Genomic DNA, 22079 nt, shown 5'->3' on the forward strand with positions numbered 1-22079 from the left:
AATGCTCGCGCTCGAGATGTACCGCAGCGTCGCCAAGACGGCGCTGGGGAAGGTCGCCGGCGGGCGGCTGCCGCTGCTGCTGACCGGGGCGGCGGCACCGCTGCGGATGGTGACGCTCGACCCGCCGAGGGTCGAGCACGACGGATGGGCGCGGCTGCGGGTCTCCCTCTCCGGCATCTGCGGCTCCGACCTGGGGATGCTGTCGGGGAGGACGAGCCTCTACTTCCAGCCGCTGGTCAGCCTGCCGTTCGTGCCCGGCCACGAGATCGTGGGCGAGCTGCTCGACCCCTGCGGCGACCTGGAGGCCGGGACCCGCGTGGTCGTCGACCCGGTCCTGACCTGCGCCGCGCGCGGGCTGGAGGCGTGCGAGGCGTGTGCGCGCGGCGAGACCAACCGCTGCTCCCGGATCACCGTCGGCGACATCTCCTCCGGACTGCAGACCGGTTTCTGCCACGACACCGGCGGCGGCTGGTCGCAGCAGCTCTCGGTGCACCGCTCCCAGCTCCACGTGGTGCCGGAGGGCTACTCCGACGAGCAGGCGCTGCTCGCCGAGCCGGTCGCCTGCGCGGTCCACACCGCGCGAAGAGCCGCGGTCAAGCCCGGTGACCGCGTGCTCGTCTCGGGTGCCGGCGCGGTCGGGCTGCTGGCCACGCTGGCCCTGCGCGAGCTCACCGACGCCGGCGAGATCCTGGTCGTCGCCAAGCACGCTCATCAGCGCGAGCTGGCGCTGGAGTTCGGCGCCACCGAGGTCGTCGCGCCGTCGGAGACGCTGCGCAGGATCAGGCGCGCGACCAGCGCCTTCATGCTCGAGCCGGAGATGCTCTCCTCGCCCTACCTTCTCGGCGGCGTGGACGTGACCGTCGACGCGGTCGGCTCGAAGGAGTCGCTGCAGACCTGCCTGCACGCCACCCGTGCGGGTGGACGCGTGGTGCTCTCCGGGATGCCCGCCTCCGCCGATCTGTCCGCGGCCTGGTTCCGGGAGCTCGAGGTGGTCGGGACGTACGCCTCCTCGCGCGGCTCCGGCGACTTCGCCACCGCCCTCGACCTGGTCGGCCACGACGCCATGTGCCGCCTGGCCAAGACCGTCGCGCCCTACCCGCTCCATCGCTGGCGCGAGGCCCTCGACCATGCCCATTCAGCCGGTCGGCTCGGCACCGTCAAGGTGGCGTTCGACCCCAGCCGGACCAGCTGAGCACAGCCGTCTTGAAGAAGGAGAGTCATCGATGACACGCCCAGGCTTTGTGCTGGAGGTCGACGACCGTACGCCGCCCCTGCTCGTCCACGAGGGGCTCGGGTTCCGGCTGGAGGAGTTCCCGCAGGGCACCCGGGTGGTCTACCCGCCCGAGTCGCTGCCGACGGTGCCGGACGTGGACGCGGCGATCCGGGAGTCGCTGGAGAACCCGGTCGACTCCGAGCCGCTGCGGGAGCTGATGTTCCCGGGGATGCGGCTGACGATCGCCTTCGACGACCTCTCCCTGCCGCTGCCGACCATGAAGGCTCCCGACGTCCGAGGCCGGATCATCGAGCAGGTGCTCACGATCGCGGCCGAGAAGGGCGTCGACGACGTCGAGATCATCGCCGCGCTGGCCCTGCACCGCCGGATGACCGACGCGGAGATGAAGCACATCGTCGGCGAGCGCGTCTTCCGCTCGTTCGCGCCGCAGGGGCTGCTCTACAACCACGACGCCGAGGACCGCACCAACCTCGAGCACATGGGCGTCACCGAGAAGGGCGAGGACGTCGAGATCAACAAGCGGGCGGCCACCTCCGACCTGCTGATCTACGTCAACGTCAACCTCGTCGCGATGGACGGCGGCCACAAGTCGGTCGGCATCGGGCTGGCGTCCTACAAGTCGATCAAGCACCACCACAACGCCAAGACGATGGTGCACTCGCGCTCGTTCATGGACCACAAGCACTCCGAGATGCACTCCTCGGCCTGGCGGATGGGCCGGCTGATCGGCGAGCACGTCAAGGTCTTCCAGATCGAGACGACGCTCGACAACGAGGTGTTCGGGAAGCCGTACGACACCCTGCTCAAGCGCGAGTGGGAGTGGTCGCTGCGCGACCAGGCCACTGTCCTCGGCCTGCGAAGAGGGCTGGCGGTCGCGCCGCAGAAGATGCGCCACAAGATGTTCCACGACCTGCGGTCCAACTACGGGCTGACCGGGATCACCGCCGGCGCCGTCGAGCCGGTGCACGAGCTCACCGTGCAGCGCGTCCACCAGCAGCAGCGGGTCAAGGTCGAGGGGCAGTCCGACGTGATGGTGATGGGGGTGCCCTATCTCGGCCCCTACAACGTCAACTCGACCATGAACCCGATCCTGGCCGCCTGCATGGGGCTGGGCTACTACTTCAACTCCTACCTGCGCCAGCCGGTCGTGCGCGAGGGTGGCGTCGCGATCCTCTACCACCCGCTCGATGAGGGCTTCAACACCCTGACGCACCCCTCCTACGTCGACTTCTACGAGGAGGTGCTGGCCGACACCACCGACCCGGCGCTGATCGGGCCGAAGTTCGAGGAGCAGTTCGCCACGGACCCCTGGTACGTCCACCTCTACCGCACCTCGAACGCCTACCACGGCGTCCACCCGTTCTACATGTGGTACTGGATCGCGCACGCCCTCGACCACCTCGGCGATGTCATCTGGGTCGGCGGCAACCCCAAGGCCGCGGCGCGGATGGGCTTCCGGTCGGCGTCGACGCTGCGGGACGCGCTCGAGATGGCGAGCTCGACCGTCGGCCCGTCCCCGTCGATCACCTACCTCCGCAACCCTCCGCACCTGCTGGCCGACGTGCGATGAGGTGGGTCAGCGCGTCGCGAGACAGCTGTAACACGCTGTTCGTAGGACTATCCGGTCGTTCTAATAGGGCGAGTAGTCCTACGAACGACGTGTTACACCGCGAGGAGGCGGAGCGATGAGCGGGTTCTGGAAGGAGACCGCCCGCGACGTACGGCTCTTCCAGCGAGGCTGGCGGTGGGGTCACCGGGCGCAGGTGCCGCGGTCGGCGGAGCCGTTCGTACCGCCGGCGACGACGACGGTCTTCGACAACGAGTGGTCGCGCAGGCCGGCCGCGCGAGCGGTCAGGGAGGTCGCGCAGACCGGGCTCGAGGCGGTCTTCCGGTCGCAGGTGAAGACCCAGGTCGAGGGCCTCGATGTGCTCGAGAGGCTCGACGGGCCGGTGATCTTCGTGGCCAACCACGCCTCCCACCTGGACACTCCGCTGATCCTGCTGAGCCTTCCGGACCAGTGGCGGCGGCGTACGGCGGTGGCGGCCGCGGCCGACTACTTCTTCGACACCTGGTGGCGGGCGGTGGGTTCGTCGCTGGTCTTCAACACGCTGCCGATCGACCGTCGCGGGGGCGCGCTCGCGAACGCGCCCGGTGAGGTGCTCGCCGACGGCTGGTCGCTGGTCGTCTTCCCCGAGGGCACCCGGTCCAAGGACGGCACCGTCGGCCGGTTCCGGTCCGGCGCCGCCTACCTGGCCATCGAGTACGGCGTCCCCGTCGTCCCGATCGCCCACCGTGGCACCTACGCGGCGATGCCGCGAGGGGTGAACTGGCCCGGCAAGGACAAGGCCGGGGGCCGCCGCCAGCTGACCGTACGCTTCGGGGAGCCGCTCCGCCCTACCGAGGGCGAGTCGATCCGCGAGTTCGCGCCCCGGATCCGGACGGCGGTGGCGAGGCTGCTGGATGAGGACGCCACGGACTGGTACGCCTCGATGCGCCGCGCCGCCGAGGAGCGCACGCCCGACCCCGCCGGCGAGGAGATCGCCGAGTGGCGCAAGGTCTGGGCGGCCACGGAGTCACCCGACCCCGACCCGGACCGGATCAGGGCCTGGCGCCGCTGAGGATGTGTTGCTGAGCCGGGTCACGCCCAGCGCAGCAGCGCTGCCACAGGGGCGTCGCCGAGCAGGCTGGCGGGCAGGACGTACACCTCCGCGTCGGTGAGGACCGCGGCGGCGATGAGCGCCTCGCCGGCCTCGACCGGACCGGAGACCGGGGCCTCTCCGAAGGTGAGGCCGGGATGATCCGCCGGGTCGAGCATGCGGCCGGCCAGCGCGCCGGGGTCGATCAGCAGGGTCTCGACGCGGCCGGTGACGAAGGCGTCGGCGACGTCGCGTACACCGGTGGCCGCGCGTTCGCCCCTGCCCCAGGCTTCCTCGAGCCGCCGGACCAGCGCTGTGCGATGGCGTACGACAAGGTCCATCAGAGCGCTACGGATCGCGTCGTCGCGAGCCTGGTCGCCGCCGTCCGCGGCACGCTGTCCGCTCGCCAGCTCGACCACCTCGACAGGTTGGCCGGCGAGCTTCTCGCGCAGTCTGCCCACCGTGGTCGGGTCGCCGCCGACGAGCACGAGCTCGTGGCCGTGGTCGCGGACCAGCCTGGTCACCTCCTCGGCGACCTTGTCGGCGTTGTGACGCCAGACGTTGTCGGTGGTCTGCTGCATGCGGAACGCCGCCCACCCGACGTTGTCGTGGACCTTGTGGACGTGCTCGAGCTCGTCGCCCTCCACGGTGGTCGTGCTCGTGGGCTGCGGCAGTCCCGAGTCCCACAGCGAGATCTCGCCACCGGTGTGGTCGGCCAGGACCAGCACGAACGGCATCGACGTCTCGCGCGCGGCGATCCAGGAGCCGAGGTCGGGCAGCATGTCCCAGGTCGCGACCGGGTTGGGGACCGCGGCAACGGCGACCTCGTCGTAGGCGATCCCCTCGGGCGTCGCGACGACGACCCGCGCGAGCGGGGCAGGCTGACGTACGTTCGCCTCCAGCCGGTCGGAGACCTGGGCGACGACGCCCGGGGGAGCGCCCTGGGCGGAGAGCTCCTCACAGGCGGCGCGCACCCGCAGCTCCTTGGCGTGGGCCGCGTTCTCCGAGTCCTGGCTGACATCGGCCAGCACGGTGGCGTACGGCCCGGGTCGGGTCAACAGGTTGGTGAATCCAGCAGTGTCCATATCGGTGTGGTACCCACCGACAGGGGATGTGACACGCGCTCGATCAACCGGCCGCGCAGCTGACCTCGGTGACCTGCCACTCCTCGTCCTTGCCCTCGCCGGAGCGGGTGACCACGAGGGTGAACACGGACCGGCCGCCGTCGGGGGTCAGCTCGACCGTGGCACCGGTCTCGGTGAGGTCGGTGGACGTGATGCGTACCTTCTCCAGGTGGCCGCGCGCGTCGGCCGTCTTCTCGGTGGGCGGTGTCTGGACCGAGGGGCAGGCCCGCGCCCACTGCGCCACCAGCTCCGGCTTCGCCTCGACCGTGGTCCAGCTCGTGGTCCGCGCGAACTGGCTGGCGGCGGTCTCGGACTGCTCGGTGGCGTGCTCGCGGAAGCGTGAGCGCGAGTAGCCGTAGCCGGCCACCGAGATCAGCACCCCGACCAGCAGCAGCACACCGACCTTGACCGCGATCTCGCGCCGCTCGCTGCTTTGCACGGGACGTTCCTATCACCACCGGCCCCAGGACCCGAACCGGCTCGCGGATGAGAGAGCTCTCATGGTCATCTCACGATCACCTCACCGCGGGCCGAGATGGTTCTTGCATGGCGCCGGGAACACCCGGGGCAGAACCTGAAGGGACGAATGATGAAGAAGCTTCCGATGATCCTCGGTACCGGCCTGGTCGGCGTTGTGGCGGCCGGCGTGTTCAGCTACCAGAGCGCTGCCGCTGTCGATGACGACGGCTATGCCAAGCGTGAGGAGAAGTCCAACACCCAGGTGACCACCGTAGACGATGACGACGACAACGACGCCGACGACGTCACCCGCGACGCCGCCGGCAACGACACCGCGACCAACGGCACCGGCGTGACCCGGGCGACCAAGGACAACACCCGGGACAACACCCGCGACAACGTCACGCGCGACGACCAGACCAAGGACAACAACACCAAGGACGACAACACCAACGACCGGACCCAGGGCTGAGTCGAAGATGACCGACACCTGGGGCCTGGTCCAGGGTGACGCGATCACCCCCGAGCTGACCGCGATGCGGCTGCTCGGGGGCGGCTCGTCGTACGAGGCCTTCCTGGCCTTCGACGAGATCACCTACGGGCCGGTCGTCGCCAAGGTCCTGCGACCGAACCTGATCGACAGCGAGACCAGCCGCAACGCGCTGCGGCGCGAGACCGACGCACTGACGCAGCTGCGTCATCCGGTCCTCGTCCGCGGCCTGCGCGAGGACCTCGACGGCGAGCGCCCGTACGTCGTGATGGAGCACGTCGAGGGCCCCCGGCTCTCGACGCTGATCCGCCGCCACGGGCGACTCCCGGAGCAGCAGTACCTGCCGCTGGCGCTCGACCTCGCCTCGGCGCTGCACTACCTGCGGCGCTCCGGCTGGGTGCACCTCGACATCAAGCCGAGCAACCTGATCATGGGCTCGCCGGCCCGGCTGATCGACCTCTCCGTGGCCCGGCCTGTCCCGGCGGCCGCCGCGCTGCGCCACGAGATCGGCACCGACGCCTACATGGCGCCCGAGCAGTGCCTGCCCGGCGAGCGCGGCGAGGTCGGCCCCGCCAGCGACGTCTGGGCCCTCGGCGCGACCCTCTTCCACGCCGTCACCGGCGAGCGGCCCTTCCCCCATGGCGACCCGGACGCTTCGGACCGCGCCGAGCGCTACCCGCAGCTCGTCTCCCGCCCCGGCCCTCTCCCCAGACGTACGCCGCCGGAGATCGTCAAGGTCATCGACGGGTGCCTCGCCCCCGCCGCCGGTGACCGGCCCGCGCCCGCCGAGGTCGCCGAGGTGGTCTCGCCCGCGCTTGAGCGGCTCCCGCGCGCCCCGCTGGGCGGGCTGCGGATCAGCTGATTCAACTTGCGCCGGCCCTCGGGGCATGAATGCTCGGCTGCAATGAGACTGCCGCTGCTAACAACATCCAGCACGGCCGGGTTCACCCGATTGGTCGCCGTCTACGGGTGCAAAATGCGATGGTTCAAGGGATTGCTTCGGGCCCATCTGATGGGGTTGGTCCGTTAAAGATCGATCTTGATTCGCCCTGGGTTTCGTTCCGACATCTTTGACAGGATTGGGAACGATGCCGAAGAAGTATTCCTCCGAGATGCGTGAGCGGGCGTTGCGGATGCTCGCTGAGGCCCGTCCGGAGCACCCGAACCAGATGGCCGCGATCCGTCACGTGGCGGGCATGCTGGGGATGAACGGTGAGACGTTGCGTGGCTGGCTGCGACAGGCCGAGGTCGACGGTGGGCTGGCGCCGGGTGTGACCACCGATGCTGCGGCTGAGATCAAGCGACTCAAGCGAGAGAACGCTGAGCTGCGGCGGGCGAATGAGATCTTGAAGTCGGCCAGCGTGTTTTTCGCCAAGGAACTCGACCGTCCCACGACGAGATGATCCGGTTCATCGATGAACATCGTGATCAGTTCGGGGTCGAGGCCATCTGCCGTGTCCTGGGTGCGGCGGTTCGTGGGTTCATCACTTCGCGTGGCTACCGGGCCGCGAAGACCCGGGCGCCCTCGGCACGGCGGCTGCGCGATGACCTCCTCAAACCCGAGGTCGCCCGGCTGCACGCTGAGAACTATGGCGTGTACGGGGTCCGGAAGATGCACGCCCTGTTGAAACGGCAGGGCTGGGCGATCGGCCGGGACCAGACCGCGAGGTTGATGCGGGAGCTGGGGCTGCAGGGTGTGAGGCGCTCGAGGAAGGTCTTCACCACCCGCCCCGACAAGACCGCTGATCTTCCAAAAGACCTGGTCAACCGGGACTTCACCGCACCCGGCCCAGGCCGGCTGTGGGTTGCTGACGTGACCTATGTGGCGACGTGGTCCGGGTTCGCCTACGTCGCGTTCGTCACCGACGTGTACTCGCGACGGATCGTGGGCTGGAACGTCGCCGCGACACTGAAGGCCGACATCCTCCCGCTACGGGCGCTGGACATGGCTGCCTGGGACGCGGCCCGTGACGGCCGTGACCTGACCCAGCTGGTGCATCACGCTGATCACGGGTCGAACTACCTCGCGGTCGTCTACACGGACCGGATCGCCGAGTTGGGCGCGAAGCCCTCGACCGGCACGGTTGGCGACTCCTTCGGCAACGCCCTCGCCGAGGCCGTCAACGGTCTGTACAAGACCGAGCTGATCCGCCGCCGTGGACCCTGGCGCACCGTCGAACAGGTCGAGCTGGCCACCCTGGAGTACGTGTGGTGGTGGAACAACCGCCGGCTTCATGGCGAGCTCGACTACCGCACCCCTATCGAGGTCGAGCAGGCCTACTACGCTGACCACGATTCAGCCCACCCGGTGACCGCCGGACAGGGAAACCGATAGGAACGAAACCCAGGGCGAATCACCGCTACCTCGACCCCTACGGCAACCTGCTGGCCAACAAGGCCGGCGCCCCTGCCCCCGGGACGTTGCCAGGTAGCCACGGCTACCTAAACCAGCCAGAGAACAAGGTCACCGGGTTCACAGAGCTCGGGGCACGGTTCTACGACCCCACCGTCGGCAGATTCACCTCCGTCGACCCGATTCTGGCCGACACCGACCCGACCGCAGCCCACGGCTACACCTACTCCGGCAACAACCCCATCGGCTACGCCGACGGCTCCGGGCTCATGCTGCTCGACAGCCCCGGCGGTGGTGGCGGCCCCGGCCACCCCAACCCCGTCCTACAACTGGACTCCGCCCAGCCACAACCCCAACTGGATGTACCAGCCGAGAGGTGACTCGGGAGGATCGAGTCGATCCTCGAGTTCTGGCGGGCGCGACTTCACAGCCGGTGCCATCTCGGGGATGGGCGACGGCGCCCGGGAAGTGATCGACTCCTTCAACCCGGTCTCGATCGCCAACAACATCAAGAAGCTCATCGCCGACCCGCCCGACGTGAAGACCTTCTTCAAGTCCATCGTCACCTCCTTCACCCACGCCGACGACTTCAAAGCCGCCTACGACGCCTGGAAGTCCGGCGACCAATACGCCTTCGGCAAAGCAGTCGGCAAACTCGTCGTCGAGCTCAGCGCCGACCTGGTCGGCCTGATCCTGGGCGGAACGAAGGCTGTCACCGGCATCACCAGAGCCCTCAAGGGAGCCACCGCAAGCAAGAAGCTAGACGTCGGAGGCGGAGCTGGAGCTTCGTGTGCGCTGAGATCGTTCTCCGGCGACACCCGCGTCGTCATGGCCGACGGTTCGCTGAAACGCATCGACCAGGTCCACATCGGCGACTACGTCAAGACCCGGAACCCCGTCACCGGTAAGACCTCCGCACATCCTGTGATTGCGACCTGGGTCCACTCTGACAATCTCGTCGCAGCCACCTTCACCGCAGTGCGCCAGGAGGATGAGGTCGCTGGCCGGCACAGCCAAGCCAACGGCGATGACCCAGCGAGCCACCGACTAGGCGTCGCCACCACGCGTATCGCGACCACGGAGGACCACCCATTCTGGAACGCGACTGACGCTCGCTACGAAGAGCTGCGGGACTTCGAACCCGGAGACAGACTCTCGGTGACACGCGGGGAGACAGCCGTCTTCACCGGCCTGAGTTCGGGTGATAGCTCAGTCGGCGTCGCCTTCAACCTGACGGTATCTGGTCCCCACACCTACCTCGTCGCCGAGATGCACGCCCTAGTCCACAACTGTGGCGACGGCGATGACACGGTGGACTATTCGCGACCCAGCAACTACCGTGCAGGAGTTCGGGAAAAGGTTTGGACCAACGCTGTTGAGGCGAGCACGAACCAGGTGCGGGACCCGGTAACCGGGAGGTTCATGAGCAAGGACCAGCCTTGGGATATGGGGCATGTGCCTGGTCATGAGTTCCGTCGGCACGCGGCAGACGCCGCGGATCGCGGAATTAGCCGGAAACAGTTCTTGGACGAGCACAACAACGTTGCCAACTATCGGCCTGAACTTCCTTCTTCGAACCGCGGACATAAAGGTGAGATGCTTGACTAAGCCCAAACTTCCTGAGTCTCGAAAGAGTGTGTCGGACTTCCTGCGTGAGCGTCTGGGAGGCGCTAACTCGGTGCATGCCTACTATGACGCAGACGAAAGTCACGTCGTCGCGGTTGTGGATGCCGATGGCACCCCTCACGCCACGCTCCAGACGTGTGTAACGGCCTCCCTTCACGCCTATCCCAACGAGCTTGAAGGCGAAGATATTCGCGTCGAGCTCCTCATGGTCGGGAAGTCTGGTAACCCAGAGATAGCTGAAATCGTCGCGACGTCAGCATTCTTTGTAATCAAAGATCGCTGGCTTGCGGCGCCCGGCGTCGTGTTCCGGGGCATGGTTCTCGAGCACGTCCCGACGACAACGACACCGAACTTGATGTGGCAAGAGCCGTTTGATTTCGACAACGTGGCCTCGCTCGAAATCGGTGGGGTCGATCCCGTGGTTCATCTCTTGCAGGGAGTTCCCCTGAGCGACTCAGAGGCCTCCTATCTCAGAGAGTTCGGGTTCGACGCGCTGACGACATTGCTCGAAGAGAAGAAGGTTGATCACTTTGACCTGTTTCGAGCATCGGTTGTTTAGGTCGGAGGGCAGAAATTCGAGAACCGTCCAGTTGGGGCCTCGATGGTGCAGTTCAAGGAAGCCTGTTCTAGGGTGGTGAAGTTGGCGGCGTCATTATGGGACATAATTGGCGACAATCGCATTTCGATGCATACGGAGAACGACGTCGAATCGGCGATTGAAAGAGTCCGTCTTCGGCTACAGGACCTCGACCCTGTCGAATTGAGTCAGTTCCAAGACGAACTCCACGCACGCCTCTTCGAACGGACCGCGAAGAGCTCGCCTCGATCTCGGTCATGCTTAGGGACGGAACACTCCTGCCGCAAACTAGCGACGGATTCCTGTACACACGGGCCGCGTGCATACTCGCTGGAAAGTACGCCTTCGAAGCTGCAACATCATCACTCGCAGACTTTCGTCCGATTCGTGGAGCCATTTGCGAACGCCGCTGAGTCTCTTCTGTATCTGGCACCGAACGAATACCTCCGCAAGACAGGGGAGGACATGGGGTCGCGATCGCCCTCGTATGAGTCCGGCTCGAACATGACTTATTGGAGTTCGTAATTGCGGTGTGGAATGGAAGCGTCTGACTGGTCGATGGAGAATCGATCTGGTGTCAACCATGCGCCGAGGTTGACGGCGCCGCCAACTCGATCCAACTTGCTACCCGAATGACGGCGCAATGACGGACTCTGATGGCTTGACGGCCAAGGCTTCTGGAGAAATTGCCAAAGCCTTGTGCGTTGCGTTCAAAGAAGACCTCAATAGTGAGCCAACTCTAGGTGAGTTCCTAGAGGTGCTCGACGCAGGATCTCGCGAGTACTACCACTCCGATGTCTCCTTCAGCGCCAACCTTTCCGGCAGTCAACGCTACAGGCCAGAGACGCAGTCGCGTGTCGTCGAACTCAATGATGCGGCCTTCGTCGACGCAGTCGATCTGCTGCAGTCGGTTGACCCGGCTGGAGCCGAAAGGGGAGATCCGCCCGCAGATCTTGGTCCACAGATCCTTGCTGCTCTCCGCGACGGACACGTGGATTTTTCTGACGTTCCTCTAGGCGACGTGTCGAAGATCTCGGTCGTTGCCAAGGCGCCCAAACAGCGCGTCAAGATCGGCGATTTGATCGCGGTTCCTGCCAGCTTGGGTGGCTACTACATGGGTGTTGCGCTCGAACGAAACCGTTGGGGCCTTGCAGTCGGCTTCTTCACGAGTCGGGCGCCAGTTCCTCGGATCCCGGCCCTGGGTTCGGCGGGAACTGTGATCCATACAGATGAAGAGAGCATCCGCGACGGGAGTTGGAAGATCATCGTGAACGCCCCCGATCTGATTGTTCAATTTCCGACCCCAGTGACCATCTATCACGACGGATTTGTTAAGGCTCCGGGGGTCGACTATGGCGAGTTCGGACTCGCCGAAACCTCCGCCGGATACCTTCGAAAGGTCGACCGCGAAGAAGCCTCTCGAGTTGGGCTCTTGGATCGTACCTATCGCCAATCTCGGATGAGCGAGACGATAGCCCCTTACCTTGACAGTTTGACTGACTAGCCCGGTTCGGTCACCTTTCCGCGGAATCGTGAACGATCCAGCCTGGGGCTTGGTACGCCAGAATGGGGTCGTATCTGCGATCAACTGGAGCCACATGGGAATGCTCAAGGACGAGCATGTGGATTCCCGGGTAGCGACGCGCCTGTGCAAGCGCTACCCCCGACGCTCGCCCGACTCGGCCAGCATCAGGCGATGGTGGTGTCGACGTGCTCCGTGAGACTCCGGCGGGAATCGATGCGTGGCAAATCAAGCAGCACGTGGCTGCGCCTTCTTCCGGCCACGGGTTCGGCCCACGCGGCGTCCGGGCTTCCGCCAGGTCGCCGGCCGTCGGGCTGACCGTGCCGCGGGGTCCCTGAACGAGGTCGAACCCGTCCTCCGAGATCAGGTGGAGTGGGCGGCTCGCCGGCGCGGCGCGATGGCTGGAACCGTAAAGACGTACCCTGAACGCATCGATTCCGACGCCCGGGTCAGGGCTGGAAGCGGTAGCCCATGCCGCGGACGGTCTCGACCCGGGCCGAGCCCAGCTTCTTGCGCAGGTAGCCGACGTAGACGTCGACGACGTTGGAGCCCGGGTCGAAGTCCATGCCCCAGGCCAGGTCGAGCAGCTGTGCGCGGGAGAGGACCTGCCCCGGATGCCGCAGCAGCACCTCCGCCAGCGCGAACTCGCGCGCGGAGAGGTCGCTCTCGCGCCCGTCGACCCGCAGCCGCCGCGTACGCAGGTCCAGACCCACCGAACCGGAGCGGAGCTCGCCCACCTCGGCGTCGGTGTTGTCCTGCTGCCGCAGGCGTACGTTGATCCGGGCCCGCAGCTCGGCGAAGCGGAACGGCTTGGCCAGGTAGTCGTCGGCGCCGCCCTCGAGCGCGGAGACGGTGTCGTGCACCGAGTCGCGGGCGGTCAGCACGACCACCGGCATCCGGGAGCCCTGGGCGCGCAGCTGGTCGAGCACCTCGAAGCCGTCGATGGTCGGCAGACCGATGTCGAGCACCATCAGGTCGAAGGCACCGCTGAGCGCCTCCTCGAGCCCTTCGAGGCCGTCGGCGACGGTGCTGACCTGGTGGCCGTCGGCGCTCAGGCCCTTGGCCAGGAAGGCCGCGATGCGGTCCTCGTCCTCGACGATCAGGATGCGGGCCATGCCTCTCCTTCGGTGCGTGCGGGCAGGGTGATCGTGAAGCGGGCGCCGGAGGGTGTCGCGTCCTCGACGCCCACGGTGCCGCCGTGGGCGGTGGCGATGGCGGAGACGATGGCGAGGCCGAGCCCGAGTCCCGGCCGGTCGCCGGAGCCGGTCTCGGCGCCGCGCGCGAACCGCTCGAAGATCCGGTCCTGGTCCTCGGCGGGCACTCCCGGTCCGGTGTCGCGCACCCACAGCCGCAGGGTGCCGTCGACGGTCGCCGAGCCGACCGCGATCCGGTCGCCGGGCGTGGTGTGTCCGGCGGCGTTGTCGCACAGCTGCAGCATCGCCTGGGTGACCCGCTGCGGGTCCAGGCGCCAGGTGCCGGGAGTGGCCGCGTCGAGGTGCCAGTCGCGGTCGGCGAGGGCGCTGGCCTTGGCCAGGATGTCCTCGGTGAGGGTGTCGACGTCGACCTCCTCCAGGGTGAGGAAGTCGGGCCGGTCGTGCTTGGCCAGCAGGATCAGGTCGCCGACCAGACGGCTCATCCGGTCGACCTCGTCGAGCGCGAGCCGCCGGGTCTGCTCGACCTCGGCCGGGTCGGACTCGTCGAGGAGCTCGAGGTGGCCACCGATGATCGTCAGCGGCGTACGCAGCTCGTGTCCGGCGTCGTCGAGGAACTGGCGCTGGTCGGAGAACGCCTGCTCCAGGCGGGCCAGCATGTCGTTGAAGTTCCTGGTCAGGGCGGAGATGTCGTCGTTGCCCGACTCGGGCAGCCGGGCGGAGAGGTCGCTGGCGTTGACCGCTCCGGTCGCCTGCCGGAGCCTGGTCAGCGGGGCCAGCAGCCGCCCGGACTGCCAGGCCGCGACCACGGTGACGAGCAGCGCGAGGAGGGCGGCCACGATCGTGTAGGTGCGCATCGTGCTGCGCAGCTCGGCACGGTCCTCGTCGAGGTAGGAGACGACCAGGAGGGCGCCCTCGGTGGTGCCCTGGGCGTTGTCCTGCCGCACCGGCTGGCTGGTGATGCGTACCTCGCCGTCCGCGGTGTCGAGATAGGTCGTCCCACCGTCACGGACCACGTCGCGTACGGCGCTGCGGAACCGTGGCGATTCGACCAGCGGGTCCTCGGGGAAGTGCGCGCGCGGCCGGCCGTCGACCCAGGCGACGAGGAGCTCGTCGTCGTCGGGCACGTTGCGGCTCAGGAACGTCCGCAGCAGGCCCTCCACGTCGTACGGCGCCCTGGTCTCGGGGTCGATGCCCTCGGTGCGCAGCCTGGAGAACTCGTCGAGCTCCTGCTCCATCTCGCGTGTGGTCGCAGCGTCGACCCGGCTGAGCTCGACGGCGTAGACGATGAGACCGGCGCCGGCCAGGGCGAGGGTGACCAGAAGGGCGACCGAGGCGGTGATCCGGGCGCGCACGGACAGCCCCCGGCGCCGCGGGGGCGGTGTGGTCCCGGGTGGCTGAGGGTCAGTCGTCGTCATGGCGGTCGTCGCGGTCATCGTCGTCGTCATCATCATCGTCGACGGGACCAGGGGTGACGACCGGGACACCCGAGGGATCCGTGCTCGATGAGGCGCCCGGAGATCCGGGCGAGGAGGGCGAGACGGTCTCCGAGGGCAGCACGACGGGCTCGCGCGGCGGCGGGTCGTTGTCGGAGGCTCCGGCGATGGAGCCGGCGAGGTAGACGCCGACCGCCACCAGGACGACCAGCGGGAGGACGAGTTTCAGGGTGCGGGACATGACCCTCCGATAGTGCCTGACCACCTGTCCGATGTGGGGGTCCATGAGAGACCTCTCATCGATACAGTGATCCGGGTCACCACTTGCACCTGGAGGTAACGCCCGTGTTCGTCCCGTTCAGCGTCAACGACTTCATCGACCGTGCCGCATCCGTCTACGGCGAGCGGGTGGGCATCGTCGACGAACCCGACCAGCCGGCGGCCTCCCTCGGGGAGGTGACGTACGCCGAGATGAAGTCGCTCGCCAAGCGGATGGCGGCGAGGCTCGACGAGCTCGGCATCGAGGTGGGGGAGCGGGTCGCGATCGTCTCCCACAACTCGGCGCGACTGCTGACCGCGTTCTACGGCGTCTCCGGCTACGGCCGCATCTTGGTGCCCGTCAACTTCCGGCTCCGTCCCGACGAGGTCTCCTACATCGTGGAGCAGTCCGGCGCCTCGGTGCTCTGGGTCGACCCCGAGGTCGACGAGGCCCTGAAGGACGTGACCGCGAAGCACCGGTTCGTGCTCGGCGACGACGCCAACCTCTACGCCGAGGAGGGTGTCGAGCCGAAGCCTTGGGAGCCGGACGAGAACGCGACCGCGGCGATCAACTACACCTCCGGCACCACCGCCCGGCCCAAGGGCGTACAGATCACCCACCGCAACATCTGGACCAACGCGCTGACCTTCGCGCTGCACGCCGGCTGCAACGACCGCGACGTCTACCTGCACACGCTGCCGATGTTCCACGCCAACGGCTGGGGGATGCCGTTCGCGGCGACCGGCCTCGGCATCAAGCACATCGTGCTGCGCAAGGTCGACGGGATGGAGATCCTGCGCCGCGTACGCGATCACGGAGTCACCTACATGTGTGCCGCGCCCGCGGTGGCGGCCGCCGTGCTCGACGCGCTCCCGCAGTGGCAGGCCACCGAGGGCGAGATCCCCGGACGGGACAGGGTCCGGATCATCATGGCCGGTGCTCCGCCGCCCACCAAGACGGTCGTCCGCGTCCAGGAGGAGCTCGGCTGGGAGTTCATCCAGATCTACGGCCTCACCGAGACCTCGCCGCTGCTGACCATCAACCGCACCCGCGCCGAGTGGGACGACCTCGACCCGATGGAGCGTGCCGCGAAGCTGACCCGCGCCGGCGCGCCCGCGATCGGGGTGAGCCTCGACATCTCGCCCGACAAGGAGGTCCTGGCCCGCTCCAACGTCGTGCTCGAGGGCTACTGGGAGAAGCCGGAGGAGACCGAGAAGGCGCTGGCCGACGGCTGGTTCCACACCGGCGACGGCGGCAGCCTCGGCGACGACGGCTACCTCACCATCTCCGACCGCATCAAGGACGTGATCATCACCGGCGGCGAGAACGTCTCGAGCGCCGAGGTGGAGGACGTGCTCTTCCTGCACCCCTCGGTCGCCGAGGTCGCCGTCATCGGCATCCCCAGCGAGAAGTGGGGCGAGACCATCCTGGCCCTCGTCGTCCTCGCCGAGGGCGCGCAGGCGACCCAGGAGGAGCTGATCGCCTGGAGCAAGGAACGAGCCGCGGGCTACAAGGCGCCGACGGTCGTCGAGTTCCGCGACTCCCTGGCGCGTACGGCCACCGGCAAGCTGCAGAAGTTCAAGCTCCGCGAGCCCTATTGGGGCGACCGCGAGCGCAAGGTCAACTGATATGTGCGAACCCTTGTCAAGGGCAGGGTGAGGCGCCGTCGGGGCTCGAGGCTTCCGGCGGCGCCTCTGCTTCGTCAGCTTGGCTCGGTGAGCGTGTCGTTGGCGACGCGCGGTCAGACTGATATGCGCGGGTTGGTTACCGCAGGACGGTGGTTCGGCTGGAGTGGTTCCGCGTGTCTAGGGACGGGCGTGGCCTTTGTCGATGGGCTGCTCATAGTTGAGTCGCGGGTCACTCCACGCGCTGCCATCGAGCCTTTGTGCCGGTGAAGCAGCACAAGGAGAGGGGGTCAATCCTCGTCGAGGACGGCCAGCGACCAGCACCAGCCGGCCAGCTCTCGCGCGATCGCGACGTTGGCGACGGTGCTGCGTTTGCGACGGTCGATGAACGTGACCCAGCGCTGGTGCAGTCGTCGGTTGCCCTCGTCGCCACGGGCCCGGGCCGGGGCGGGTGCGAGGTCCCAGCGCTCGCGCATGACCTTCCCGACCCAGTAGCGCGGGCGGTGGTGCCAGGCGGCCTCGACCAGGAGCCGTCGGGCGTGGCCGTTGCCGGTCTTGGTGATCGGCCCCAGGGTCCGTGAACTGCCCGAGGAGTACTCGGAAGGGACCAGCCCGACGAAGGAGCCGATCGAGTTGCCGCTGAATCGATGCCAGTCGCCGATCTCGACCGCGAGTGCGAACCCGGTCAGGGTGCTGACACCACGCAGGCAGCCCAGCCGCCGCACCACCGGGGTGAACTCCGAGTCTGCGGCCATCTGTTCGATCGCGCCGTCGAGTCGGTCACGGCGCGCCTTGGTCACCAGCACCGTCTCGTAGTCGGCGTCGAAGGTCAGACGGGTCGCCCGCGATGTCAGCTGTGTCAATGCCTCGTTCCTCAGCCAGGCGTCGTGCTTGCTGGTCCAGGCGTTACCGCCGTAGTAGACGATCCCGTAGCGCAGCAGCAGCTTCGAAAGTCGGTGCCGGGCACTCATCAGGTCACCGCGGCAGTCCTCACGGGCACGAACCAGATCACGGGCAGCCTCCTGGACCACCGTCGGGATCGCCACCGGGGTGTACTCGTCCAGCCGCAGCAGCCGCGCCAGGTGGACTGCATCCTTGGCGTCGGTCTTGACCCGCTCACCCGGTGGCTTCTGCAACTTCGAGGGCGCTACGACCTCGCACCGGATCCCGGCCGCGGTCAGGTGCCGGTACAGGCCGAATCCGGTCGGGCCGGCCTCATAGGCAACAGCGACCGGGCCCGGCAGACGGGTCAGCCAGGACTGGATGTGCTCGTAGGCTGGGGTCAGCTTGGTCTGGGACAGCTCGCCCGTGACGCCATCGATCGCTGCTGCCGCGACCGATCGGGCGTGCACGTCGAGCCCAACACTCGTACGCTCGGTAAACACCGGGGCCTCCCACAATTGTCGGAAAGGCCGAGCAGGCGGCCCCTGCTCGGTAACCCACGAATCTTGTGCGTGAGGCTCCGGCCCACAACCCCCAGGGCAGCCCTCGATCACCAGCCTCCGTGCCGTCGCGTCGGAGAGTGTCAACGTGGAGCACGCGCAGCGCAGCGAGCATGAACGACGTTGACACCGACCAGCGACAGCACACCATCAGCCATCGAGGCAGCCCAACAGATTGAACCGCGACCCTCAGTGGGTCACTCCATACCGTCTAGACGATCTGGCGCACGGGGTGAGCCTCGCGCTCACCCCGTGCACCGGACGGTGGGTCGCTCAGGCCATCGCCCTGGGGCGACGTCGGGCGGCCCGACGGATCACTGAGCCCGGCTTCGAGGCCAGGAGCGGGTCGAAATCGTCGGTGATCGGGGTCAGGTCGGCCTCCTCCACGAAGACCGCGCCGTCGCGTACCTCTGCGACGAGGTCGCGACCGAGCACGGCACCGGCGGTGCCCATGCCGCCCCAGATCGTGGCGTTGATGCCGAACATGTGCTCGGTGCTGCCGCCGGCGAGGAACAGCCCGGGGATGTGGGTGCTGACCCGCGGCCGGAAGGGGCCGAGGTTCTTGATCAGCGGCGCGATGCCGTAGCAGGAGCCGTCGCTGGTCAACGTGAATCGCTCCTGGGTGATCGGCGTGGAGGCCTCGCAGAAGACCATCCGCTCGCGGATGTCCGGGATCATCAGCTCGGCGGTGTCGAGCACCCGCTGGGTGAGCTGCTCCTTGAGCTGGAGGTAGCGCTCGTCACGGCCGTAGGACGCTCCGTCGGTCGGGTCCTCGGAGACGTTCCAGAACTCGTGGTCCTTAGGCGCCCAGCTGACCAGCTCGAGCGTGGAGTACCCCGCCGGTGCCGAGTGTGTACCCTCGGGGTCCTTGGCGGTGGGGCAGCTGATCCCGACGGGCATCTGGTCGGGACAGCGGCCTGCCTCGACCTCGCGGTAGTAGCCGTCGACGTCGTTGGTGGGCCACACCCACGCCAGCGGCGGTGTGCCGCGTTCGCGCAGGTCGACGTCGAGGGCGACGTAGACCGCGAACATCGGCAGCGTCATCTCGAGGTCCTTGAGCCGGCGCCGCAGGCGGCGGGTCAGGTGCTCGTCGCCGACCAGGTCGGCCCAGGTCTTCCTGAAGTCCGCGGCGGAGACGACGACTTCGGCGCGGATCTCCTCGCCGTCGGCCAGACGTACGCCGACCGCCCGTCCGTCCTCGATGAGGATCCTCTCGACGCGGGTCTTGGTGCGCACCCGGCCACCGTGCGTGGTGATCACGTCGGTGAGGTGGGCGCCGATGACCTGCCCGCCGCCGCGCGGGTAGTAGGCGCCGGCCTGGAGGTAGTGGTGGAGGAAGCCGGCGTGCATCGCGGTGGGCGTGCGGTAGGGCGGCCAGGTGTAGTCGCCGTTCTCTGCGAGGATCACGGCCTGCGCGTCGGCGCTCAGTCCGCAGGCGTCCATCAGCTTCGTGATCGGCCGGATGCCCCAGCGCAGCAGGTGGTAGAGGCGCAGCCGCGGCTGCTCCCCGGCGGAGATGATCCGCATGATCCGTACGCAGCGGCGCAGCCCAGCCTCCTCGCTGGGGAAGGCCGCGATGAGCCGGTCGAGGTACGTGTCCCAGCCGGTCGGCGTCTGGAAGGTGGTGCCAGGGATCATCACCTGGCAGTGGCCCTCGGGTCGCTGGCGCAGCCACTTGATCCGCTCGGTCAGCGCGAGGCCGGACAGCGCGGTCTGCATCCGACCGCCGGGGCCGCACTCGCCGACGTAGTGGGTGCCGACGTCGAACTCGAACTTGTTGCCTGCGCGGCGGAAGACCTGGGTGCTGCCTCCGACGACCTGGTTGGCCTCGAGCACCAGGACCCGCTTGCCGTTGGCTGCGAGGTAGGCCCCGCAGGTGAGGCCGCCCGGCCCGGCGCCCACCACTACAGCATCCCAGGTGTCGTCGTAGGCCTCATGGCCCGGAGTGGGGGGTGTCGCAGTCCGCGTCATCGCCGGTCGCTTTCGGAGCAGTAATTTGGAGTCGGACTCCAGTTAACTCGTTTCGACCCGTTCCGCCAAGACCCGCTGTCCGTCAGGCGGGAGGCGGAGCCTGGATCAGACCCTCGAGCAAGACCAGGCCGGCTTCGATCACGGCCAGCTCGACGCGCTCGGGCTCCAGCGCCAATGCGTCCCGGCGCAACGCCAGCGCGGCGACCCCGTTCCAGGATCCGAAGAGGAAGTAGGACAACAGCTCCGGATCCACCTTCCGGATCGCGCCGGAGTCCACCGCATCGCGGATGCTCTGCTCGAACTCGCCCCGCAGCTCGCTGAACCGCTCGACGACCTGATCCTCCACCGCCGACCGGGGGCCTCGTTCGCCGGTGACCATCAGGTACTTCACAACCGTCGGGTGCTCCAGCAGCAGCTTCAGGTAGGCCGACCCGACGCCGGCGAAGCGCTCGAGCGGAGTCGTCTGCGCGGCGTAGGCCGAGCGGAGGGTCTCGGTGGCCACCGTGAGCACTCGCTCAGTGACGGCTGCCATCAGCCCGTCCTTGGTGCCGAAGTGCACATAGACCGAGGCCGGAGAGATCCCCGCCAAGGCGGCGACGTCCTCGATCCGGATCTCCTCAGGGGCGTGCCGCGACAACAACTGCTCGGCGGCATCGAGCACCCGGGCGCGGGTTCGCTCCCGGCGACGCGTCCCGCGGGCCACGGCGTCGCCGGCCGGATCCTTCGGCTTCTGGGCGTCGTTCACCCGATCAGGGTAGGGCGCAGGCCGCGTGGCCACCTGGGGTGTCCCGCGCGCCTGGGACAGTAGCGCCGACTCGGCGGGGATCGTCTGGACGAGTTACTCGGTCGGGGGCTCCGGTGGGGTGCCACCGTCACCACCTTCGGGTGGGGTACCGCCGCCCGGCGCGCCGCCCATGGAGGCCTCGGTGGCGGTGTCGACGGCGACGGCGAGCGAGCCCCTGTAGCCGGCGCTCGGGCTGCCGGTGAACTTGCCCATCTCGAGGTCGTAGCCGTCGCTGAAGACGTTGTCGTTCTCGAGGCTTACCTTGGTCAGGTTCTCGGCCGAGCCCTCGTAGGCGTCGTCCTGGTAGACCTTGCTCAGCATCTTCTCCGGGAATGCGACCTGCGAGGTGGCGATCGCGTTCTCCCCGGTGGTGGCCGAGTCGGCGTCGGGGTAGACCTCGAAGTGCATGTGCGTCCAGCGGCCGTCGTAGCAGCCGGGCACGATCGTCTTGAAGGTCACCTGACCCTTGGCGTCGGCGACCTGGACACCGCGGAGGTACGTCTCGTCCTCGACGCCTTCGGAGTACATCGAGTAGCGGCCCAGCGCGTCGCACTGCCACAGGTAGACCGCGACCCCCTCGAAGGGCACGTTGTGATTGGCCATGTCGGTCACCGTGAAGGTGAACTCGAGCGGCACGCCCTCGACCGTGGTGCCGCCGTCGAGGCTGGAGGTGATGTCGCTGCGTACGATCCCGGACTCGGTCAGCACGTTGGTGCCGTTGGTCCCGTCGGCCGGGTAGGGGCCGTTGGTCTCCTGCGGGATCTCCCCGTCGGCGGTCGTGGAGGTGTTGGCGGCGGAGCCGCCTGTGGAGGTGCTGGAGGAACCCGACGAGCTCGCCCCACAGGCGGCCAGGGCGGCCGCCCCGACCCCGGCCCCGACGAGCCCGAGGACCCGGCGGCGGGTCAGCAGCGTCGAGATGTCGAAGCCGGCACCCTGGTCGACCACCTCCTCCTCCGGGCGGGCCAGCAGGCGGCCCTCATAGGCGGGGCCTTCAGGGGTGTTCTCGGGTTCGGGTACGCGGCTCATGGGTTCTCCTTGACGTCGGTCCTGGTGCGTTGACCTGACTCTGACGTCCGGATCCGTGAGGACCTCCTGCCCCGGCTGTGGGGTTCCTGTGAAGGCCGCCGAGGATCAGCCGACGCTCGGGCGCGGGGCGGACTGGAGCTGGTCGGCCTGCTCCTTGGACAGCTTCGAGGCGTAGCCGCAGTAGGTGCAGTCCATCCGGCGCGACTTGCTGACGGGGAAGAGCGGGATGAAGAAGAGTGTGAACTTGTTGACGACCTCGAACAGGCGCTGGGCTGCCTGCTGGCGGCAGTGTGGGCAGACCAGCGAGAGCGTGGCCAGCAGTCGCGTGTAGGTCTTGAGGCCGAAGATGATCACGCCGACGAGT

Annotated in this window: 21 protein-coding genes; 11 read left to right on the top strand and 10 right to left on the bottom strand. The window is 67.9% G+C overall.

Going from position 1 to position 22079, the window contains the following annotated elements:
- The first annotated feature begins 1 nt into the window (after window position 1).
- The 3 genes from OH802_RS14315 (at window position 2) to OH802_RS14325 (ending at window position 3852) form a co-directional block, all read left to right on the top strand.
- Complete coding sequence (locus tag OH802_RS14315; RefSeq protein WP_406028989.1) at window positions 2-1192, top strand: zinc-binding dehydrogenase; 1191 nt, start codon at window positions 2-4, stop codon at window positions 1190-1192.
- A 31-nt stretch (window positions 1193-1223) separates the two neighbouring features.
- Complete coding sequence (locus OH802_RS14320) at window positions 1224-2804, top strand: lactate racemase domain-containing protein (protein ID WP_406028991.1); 1581 nt, start codon at window positions 1224-1226, stop codon at window positions 2802-2804.
- Window positions 2805-2919: 115 nt separating this feature from the next.
- The gene (locus OH802_RS14325) at window positions 2920-3852 is read left to right on the top strand and encodes a lysophospholipid acyltransferase family protein (RefSeq protein WP_406028993.1); all 933 of its coding nucleotides are present in this window, start codon (window positions 2920-2922) and stop codon (window positions 3850-3852) included.
- Between the two features lie 20 nt (window positions 3853-3872).
- Here OH802_RS14325 and OH802_RS14330 read toward each other — a convergent pair whose 3' ends face one another.
- Together OH802_RS14330 and OH802_RS14335 are read right to left on the bottom strand one after the other, a co-directional pair.
- Window positions 3873-4955 (bottom strand): Vms1/Ankzf1 family peptidyl-tRNA hydrolase, encoded by a 1083-nt coding sequence (locus OH802_RS14330; protein WP_406028995.1) that lies wholly within the window; start codon window positions 4953-4955, stop codon window positions 3873-3875.
- A 43-nt stretch (window positions 4956-4998) separates the two neighbouring features.
- Complete coding sequence (locus tag OH802_RS14335; RefSeq protein ID WP_406028997.1) at window positions 4999-5433, bottom strand: hypothetical protein; 435 nt, start codon at window positions 5431-5433, stop codon at window positions 4999-5001.
- Between the two features lie 165 nt (window positions 5434-5598).
- On the opposite strand from OH802_RS14335, the gene OH802_RS14340 reads away from it, so the two are divergent.
- The 7 genes from OH802_RS14340 to OH802_RS14370 all read left to right on the top strand — a co-directional run bounded on the left by OH802_RS14340 (window position 5599) and on the right by OH802_RS14370 (window position 12003).
- Window positions 5599-5925 (top strand): hypothetical protein, encoded by a 327-nt coding sequence (locus OH802_RS14340; RefSeq protein WP_406028999.1) that lies wholly within the window; start codon window positions 5599-5601, stop codon window positions 5923-5925.
- Window positions 5926-5932: 7 nt separating this feature from the next.
- Entirely contained in the window at window positions 5933-6805 is an 873-nt protein-coding gene (locus OH802_RS14345) for a serine/threonine-protein kinase (RefSeq protein ID WP_406029001.1), read from the top strand.
- Between the two features lie 226 nt (window positions 6806-7031).
- Window positions 7032-8278, top strand: a protein-coding gene (locus OH802_RS14350) for an IS3 family transposase (protein ID WP_406029003.1) whose coding sequence is annotated in 2 segments (ribosomal slippage) — window positions 7032-7311 and window positions 7311-8278 — 1248 coding nt in all. Because the reading frame shifts where the segments join, the coding sequence is not laid out codon by codon here.
- 86 nt (window positions 8279-8364) lie between these two features.
- Window positions 8365-8676, top strand: a complete 312-nt coding sequence (locus OH802_RS14355) for an RHS repeat-associated core domain-containing protein (protein ID WP_406029005.1) — start codon at window positions 8365-8367, stop codon at window positions 8674-8676.
- Between the two features lie 67 nt (window positions 8677-8743).
- Window positions 8744-9904: a GH-E family nuclease gene (locus OH802_RS14360; protein WP_406029007.1), complete on the top strand. Its 1161-nt coding sequence runs from the start codon at window positions 8744-8746 to the stop codon at window positions 9902-9904.
- Window positions 9897-10481 carry a suppressor of fused domain protein gene (locus OH802_RS14365; RefSeq protein ID WP_406029009.1) on the top strand — a complete coding sequence of 195 codons (585 nt, stop codon included), beginning with the start codon at window positions 9897-9899 and terminating at the stop codon, window positions 10479-10481. The genes OH802_RS14360 and OH802_RS14365 overlap by 8 nt, the downstream gene beginning before the upstream one ends.
- 661 nt (window positions 10482-11142) lie before the next feature.
- A complete protein-coding gene (locus OH802_RS14370) occupies window positions 11143-12003 on the top strand; it encodes a hypothetical protein (RefSeq protein WP_406029011.1) in 861 nt (286 codons plus the stop codon).
- A 467-nt stretch (window positions 12004-12470) separates the two neighbouring features.
- On the opposite strand, the gene OH802_RS14375 is transcribed toward OH802_RS14370, so the two are convergent.
- Genes OH802_RS14375 through OH802_RS14385 form a run of 3 tightly spaced genes read right to left on the bottom strand, consistent with a single transcriptional unit; the run spans window position 12471 to window position 14849 of the window.
- Window positions 12471-13136, bottom strand: coding sequence for a response regulator transcription factor (locus OH802_RS14375; RefSeq protein ID WP_350666096.1), 666 nt, complete (start codon window positions 13134-13136; stop codon window positions 12471-12473).
- Window positions 13121-14590, bottom strand: coding sequence for a sensor histidine kinase (locus tag OH802_RS14380; protein ID WP_406029013.1), 1470 nt, complete (start codon window positions 14588-14590; stop codon window positions 13121-13123). The genes OH802_RS14375 and OH802_RS14380 overlap by 16 nt, the downstream gene beginning before the upstream one ends.
- Window positions 14577-14849 (bottom strand): hypothetical protein, encoded by a 273-nt coding sequence (locus OH802_RS14385; RefSeq protein ID WP_406029015.1) that lies wholly within the window; start codon window positions 14847-14849, stop codon window positions 14577-14579. The genes OH802_RS14380 and OH802_RS14385 overlap by 14 nt, the downstream gene beginning before the upstream one ends.
- A 104-nt stretch (window positions 14850-14953) precedes the next feature.
- Between OH802_RS14385 and OH802_RS14390 the strand changes: the two genes are divergently transcribed.
- Complete coding sequence (locus tag OH802_RS14390) at window positions 14954-16495, top strand: AMP-binding protein (RefSeq protein WP_406029017.1); 1542 nt, start codon at window positions 14954-14956, stop codon at window positions 16493-16495.
- A 287-nt stretch (window positions 16496-16782) separates the two neighbouring features.
- On the opposite strand, the gene OH802_RS14395 is transcribed toward OH802_RS14390, so the two are convergent.
- The 5 genes from OH802_RS14395 to OH802_RS14415 all read right to left on the bottom strand — a co-directional run bounded on the left by OH802_RS14395 (window position 16783) and on the right by OH802_RS14415 (window position 22069).
- Window positions 16783-17877, bottom strand: coding sequence for an IS110 family transposase (locus OH802_RS14395; protein ID WP_406029019.1), 1095 nt, complete (start codon window positions 17875-17877; stop codon window positions 16783-16785).
- A gap of 330 nt (window positions 17878-18207) precedes the next feature.
- Entirely contained in the window at window positions 18208-19905 is a 1698-nt protein-coding gene (locus OH802_RS14400) for a phytoene desaturase family protein (RefSeq protein WP_406029021.1), read from the bottom strand.
- Between the two features lie 82 nt (window positions 19906-19987).
- Window positions 19988-20650 carry a TetR/AcrR family transcriptional regulator gene (locus OH802_RS14405; RefSeq protein ID WP_406029023.1) on the bottom strand — a complete coding sequence of 221 codons (663 nt, stop codon included), beginning with the start codon at window positions 20648-20650 and terminating at the stop codon, window positions 19988-19990.
- A 93-nt stretch (window positions 20651-20743) separates the two neighbouring features.
- Complete coding sequence (locus tag OH802_RS14410; RefSeq protein ID WP_406029025.1) at window positions 20744-21715, bottom strand: intradiol ring-cleavage dioxygenase; 972 nt, start codon at window positions 21713-21715, stop codon at window positions 20744-20746.
- 105 nt (window positions 21716-21820) lie between these two features.
- Window positions 21821-22069 carry a zinc-ribbon domain-containing protein gene (locus tag OH802_RS14415; RefSeq protein ID WP_406029027.1) on the bottom strand — a complete coding sequence of 83 codons (249 nt, stop codon included), beginning with the start codon at window positions 22067-22069 and terminating at the stop codon, window positions 21821-21823.
- Window positions 22070-22079: the final 10 nt, after the last annotated feature.

Source organism: Nocardioides sp. NBC_00850, assembly GCF_045207335.1.
Classification (GTDB): domain Bacteria; phylum Actinomycetota; class Actinomycetes; order Propionibacteriales; family Nocardioidaceae; genus Nocardioides.

Excerpts from the sequence above, each read along its gene's own strand:
- OH802_RS14315 (WP_406028989.1), top strand. The coding sequence starts at position 2 with ATGCTCGCGCTCGAGATGTACCGCAGCGTCGCCAAGACGGCGCTGGGG.
- OH802_RS14385 (WP_406029015.1), bottom strand. The coding sequence starts at position 14,849 with ATGTCCCGCACCCTGAAACTCGTCCTCCCGCTGGTCGTCCTGGTGGCG.
- OH802_RS14370 (WP_406029011.1), top strand. The coding sequence starts at position 11,143 with ATGACGGACTCTGATGGCTTGACGGCCAAGGCTTCTGGAGAAATTGCC.
- OH802_RS14340 (WP_406028999.1), top strand. The coding sequence starts at position 5,599 with ATGATCCTCGGTACCGGCCTGGTCGGCGTTGTGGCGGCCGGCGTGTTC.
- OH802_RS14330 (WP_406028995.1), bottom strand. The coding sequence starts at position 4,955 with ATGGACACTGCTGGATTCACCAACCTGTTGACCCGACCCGGGCCGTAC.
- OH802_RS14375 (WP_350666096.1), bottom strand. The coding sequence starts at position 13,136 with ATGGCCCGCATCCTGATCGTCGAGGACGAGGACCGCATCGCGGCCTTC.
- OH802_RS14320 (WP_406028991.1), top strand. The coding sequence starts at position 1,224 with ATGACACGCCCAGGCTTTGTGCTGGAGGTCGACGACCGTACGCCGCCC.
- OH802_RS14345 (WP_406029001.1), top strand. The coding sequence starts at position 5,933 with ATGACCGACACCTGGGGCCTGGTCCAGGGTGACGCGATCACCCCCGAG.
- OH802_RS14400 (WP_406029021.1), bottom strand. The coding sequence starts at position 19,905 with ATGACGCGGACTGCGACACCCCCCACTCCGGGCCATGAGGCCTACGAC.
- OH802_RS14410 (WP_406029025.1), bottom strand. The coding sequence starts at position 21,715 with ATGAGCCGCGTACCCGAACCCGAGAACACCCCTGAAGGCCCCGCCTAT.
- OH802_RS14380 (WP_406029013.1), bottom strand. The coding sequence starts at position 14,590 with ATGACGACGACTGACCCTCAGCCACCCGGGACCACACCGCCCCCGCGG.
- OH802_RS14325 (WP_406028993.1), top strand. The coding sequence starts at position 2,920 with ATGAGCGGGTTCTGGAAGGAGACCGCCCGCGACGTACGGCTCTTCCAG.
- OH802_RS14360 (WP_406029007.1), top strand. The coding sequence starts at position 8,744 with ATGGGCGACGGCGCCCGGGAAGTGATCGACTCCTTCAACCCGGTCTCG.